The organism is Nitrosomonas sp. Is37, from assembly GCF_033063275.1.
Lineage (GTDB): Bacteria > Pseudomonadota > Gammaproteobacteria > Burkholderiales > Nitrosomonadaceae > Nitrosomonas.
This window is the reverse complement of sequence record NZ_JAWJYP010000064.1, coordinates 1-3,563: the sequence shown is the minus strand read 5'-3', so window position 1 is coordinate 3,563 and position 3,563 is coordinate 1. Positions and strand designations below refer to the sequence as shown.

Annotated in this window: 4 protein-coding genes; 1 reads left to right on the top strand and 3 read right to left on the bottom strand. The window is 41.3% G+C overall.

Going from position 1 to position 3,563, the window contains the following annotated elements:
- The first annotated feature begins 113 nt into the window (after positions 1-113).
- Positions 114-602 (top strand): YajQ family cyclic di-GMP-binding protein, encoded by a 489-nt coding sequence (locus R2Q26_RS15210; RefSeq protein WP_317537066.1) that lies wholly within the window; start codon positions 114-116, stop codon positions 600-602.
- A gap of 203 nt (positions 603-805) precedes the next feature.
- Here R2Q26_RS15210 and R2Q26_RS15205 read toward each other — a convergent pair whose 3' ends face one another.
- The 3 genes from R2Q26_RS15205 to R2Q26_RS15195 all read right to left on the bottom strand — a co-directional run bounded on the left by R2Q26_RS15205 (position 806) and on the right by R2Q26_RS15195 (position 2,824).
- Positions 806-1,264 (bottom strand): NUDIX hydrolase, encoded by a 459-nt coding sequence (locus R2Q26_RS15205; protein WP_317537065.1) that lies wholly within the window; start codon positions 1,262-1,264, stop codon positions 806-808.
- Between the two features lie 89 nt (positions 1,265-1,353).
- Complete coding sequence (locus R2Q26_RS15200) at positions 1,354-2,124, bottom strand: fatty acid desaturase (RefSeq protein WP_317537064.1); 771 nt, start codon at positions 2,122-2,124, stop codon at positions 1,354-1,356.
- A gap of 499 nt (positions 2,125-2,623) precedes the next feature.
- Positions 2,624-2,824 (bottom strand): hypothetical protein, encoded by a 201-nt coding sequence (locus R2Q26_RS15195; RefSeq protein WP_317537063.1) that lies wholly within the window; start codon positions 2,822-2,824, stop codon positions 2,624-2,626.
- Positions 2,825-3,563: the final 739 nt, after the last annotated feature.

Genomic DNA, 3,563 nt, shown 5'->3' with positions numbered 1-3,563 from the left:
GTGGTGTGAGAACCTCTCAATATTACGAGTTTGCTTCTATTTATGAAATACTTATCTCAAAACGTCAACAGACCCTAATAATTTGTCGTTTTTTTTGCTAATAAGGAGTAAACATGCCGTCTTTCGATATCGTATCCGAAGTAGATAAAACTGAAGTCAAGAACGCAGTTGAACAAACCAATAAGGAAGTTAGCACGCGCTTCGATTTCAAAGGCTCAGACGCGCGCGTGGAACAGGCTGAAATGGTGCTCACCGTGTATGCTGATAATGAATTCCAGTTGAGTCAGGTGCAGGATATTCTCAATACCAAGCTAAGCAAACGTGGCGTGGACATCCGTTCCTTGGATATCAGTGACAAGATCGAGAAAGTCAGCGGCAACAAAGTGAAGCGTTCCTGCACAGTGAAGGTGGGAGTGGAAACCGAACTGGCGAAGAAAATCGTCAAGCTGATTAAGGAAAGCAAATTAAAAGTACAAGCCAGTATCCAAGGTGAATCCGTGCGCGTTACCGGCAAGAACCGTGATGACCTGCAGGATTGTATTGCATTCGTCAAGAAATCCATTACCGATTTTCCGCTGCAATATCAGAATTTTAGGGATTAGCCAATATTGGGCAGCTCTTAAAAATCAGGAAAAGATTACCCAGAAACGAAACTCGCGTTCAGGGGATATAAACAAAAAGCTGAATATTTTCACACCCCCGATGACGTTGGGCTTTTATTTTCATCATTCTGCTGCTGAATAATGAAAAACTTGTGTGAACAAGCTGTTATGCGGGTAATATGATGCATAACAACGACTTATTGTCAGCTACTTTCAATAACAGAAACACCACGTAACGGCGCTACTTTTCCGGTTGCACGAAAATTGAGGTAATCAAAGAGTACCTGACTGTGGTCGAAAGCCAAAAGCTGAGGTAAATTATCTACACTGAATATCTGACAGTTTTTGGCATCGTCGGCTGCCTCTGGAGTGCCAAAAGCTTCGGCTACATAAACTGCGGTGACGGTATGTCCACGGCTGTCACGACTTGGATCAGAATAAAGACCGAGCAAAGCGATCAACTTTATGTCTAATCTAACTTCTTCTCGCGCTTCTCTCACCGCTGCCTGTTCCATCATTTCACCGACATCGACAAATCCCCCAGGAATGGCCCAGCCATAAGGTGGATTGGCGCGCTCGATTAAGACAATGGGACGATTTGGATAATCGATAAGTTCGATAATGGTGTCGCAGGCAAGTGATGGGGTAACTGGCCGGGGCATATGATTCTCCGAATAAATAGGAAAATCTAACATTTATAATTCAGAATGAAAATATGGGAAGAGCATGAGTAATGTTGCGCATTGACGTGCTAGCGAAGCAGCACATTACGTGTAGCGGCGAGATGCCGTGCGGCAATATGTGGATGGGCGTGATGAATATCATGATGGCAGGTAGCCATAAGACTGTCCCGCCCGAACAATAGCACAAATAAACGGGCAGTACCCGGTGAAAATTTTTGCGGATAAACACCGTAGGCTTCGCCTCTGCGGTGCAAGCAATAAAAGAAAGAAAAGTAGCTCACTCCGTAAGCAAGGCGCAGTGGAACCCAGTACCAGAAGAAGGTCAATCCACTGGCGCCAACTAGTGCCAAGAACAACACCAACCGCATAAGTGTACCGCGCAGTAATTGAGCATCCAACCCTTGCTGCGCGATCCAACGGAAATAACTTTGCTCTGGCGCACTCATCGCATTGATGAACCCCCTCAGTTTGCCACCCCGCAGCTGAAAGTACTCAGGATCCTGCGGCGTGGCCATATAGCGATGATGGCGCAAATGAATGATGCGATATTCACGATAGCCTAATTGTAGTGGAGTAAGTAACAGTGGCAGTAAGCGCGTTATTGGATCAACTTCACAAGCGCTACGAAGATGTAACAGCTCATGGGTAGAAAGCATCCAGCGCACTACGAACACCACCATGCTTAGTACCAGACTCCATGGAGGCAGTAGGCCGATAAGCACCACTACTGTATGCAGATAGATGGCGGCAAGCCATAATAAACTTTGTGTTCTGTAGCGTATCACGTCCGCCGTGGTGGCAAGAAAAGTAGTTGGAATAGCGCTGTAATCGGTAATCATGTTTTTGCTATCGTGACACGTTTAACTGGGGCAAAAGTAAGTTTATTTGTTGGCTTTAGCAGGCCGTTGAAAAACCTATTAACTGCGTTAGAACTTTAAAAGCCCCACTATTTTAAATTATGCGCACATTGGAAGTTTGATGGGTTGGTAGTCAGATTCACATATAGAGATAGTACGCCCAAAATCCGCCAAAAGTGTGCGGATAAGGATAAAAAGTCAGGAATTACAGAAAATTTTAAAAAAACTGCTCAAAAAACGAGCAACTTTAGGAAAAAATAGCTTCAGAAAACAATCAAAATACTTCCAGTCCTTTAAAAATAATCTTTCAGACCGAAAGTGCCGAGTTTTTCAAGGATCTGTTCTGTTAGTGCTGATTAACTAAAACAAGGGACGTGGCAGCTAATCAAACCTTACCTCGCAAGCTCGCCGATTCCTTAGGGGATCTCGTACCTTCATATAGAGAGCCGACTCCTGTCAATAGCCCCCAAATAGCATCCTACTACTGATCAGCATAAAAATTAACTTTACCCATTGCTGCCACGGGCAACGCATCCGCTATATCGTCACCTTTAGCATCAGCAACTAAAACAAAAACGACAGTAGCTAATTTCTTTTCGTAGTTATTATTAAAACTTTGTGAATAAAATCTGTATAGTTTTTGGATAACAAGAAAAAAAATTAATTTTTCAATTTTATCCACAAATTATCCCAGTAAAATTCTCATTTTATACAGACGAAAAATTTTATTCATATTACTGATATTTAATACATTTTTATAACTATACAGAAATTGACTTCCAATTATTATTATCATTAACTTCTAATTTAACAGAGGTTGATAATAGAAACTAATTTATAGAATTCAGTTAAAAGAACAGAAAAAAGAAATCGAAACGTATTAACGCAACCAATAATTTAATTTAAAAGCCCTAGCAAAATATTCAGCTGGACGATGAATTCTCACTAGAATTACACTCAGCACTACTAAATGCCGTGACACCAAGAACACAAAACGCAGGAAAGCATTAATCAGATCCTCAACAGGCAAAAGACAGACAAAATCAACAATTTAGAAGTGCTTAGTTATTTTCATGACGATAAACCTAGATTCCCCTGTTGATCGCTCATTGAAAATAACCAAAGCTTTCGCGACACTCGCGAATTGAGCATTCATTTTTATTTGACTTTTTTGCACAATAGATTGTTCCTGGTAAAAGAATTGCAGCACGAATCAAGTAGAGTGTTTATGCAGATTTCGGATGAGAATTTGCATCATGCGCGGGAATTAACGGATGATGTTTTTGAGCAGATAAGCTATCTGAACCTCATCCCATCTTCCAAGACTAGCAATACAGATTTCTTAGAAACTGTTTGGAAATTCTGAGAGCTAGCTGATGTAGCGATTTTTGCTGTTTGTTAACATTCACCATTTTATGAAT